Source organism: Mesorhizobium sp. WSM4844 (assembly GCF_055811775.1).
The window spans coordinates 1-342 of record NZ_JBVVQB010000212.1 but is presented as its reverse complement, the minus strand read 5'-3'; the positions used below and the strand labels follow the sequence as shown (position 1 = coordinate 342).

Sequence of the window (342 nt, the reverse complement as noted above, 5' to 3'; positions counted from 1 at the left end):
CACCTCATCGTTCGGCTCCAGCAGCGACAGGAAGACTTCTGTGCCCTCGCCGACAAGGCGGCTGATGCCTTGCGCGTCGGTGGGTCCGCATTCGACCACGACCAGATCGTAGGCGGTGGTCAGCGACTGCATGATGATCGGCAGCCGGTCGGCGGCGCGCATGGCGCGAACCGGATCGGCGTTGCCGACGGGAATGACGTGGCAGTCCGAATAGAGATCGGCATGGATCACGTCGCTGAACTGCGCTTCGGAGGCGAGCAGATCGGTGATGCCCGGGAAAAGCCTGCTGTCCAGCGTCGGTCGCGAGGCGGCGCCCGAAGCGGTGAGATCGAGCAGGAGCAC

General features: G+C 65.5%; 1 pseudogene. It reads right to left on the bottom strand.

The window, feature by feature from the left end:
• Positions 1-342: pseudogene (locus AC0L2A_RS36475) on the bottom strand (GumC family protein); the annotation flags it as partial.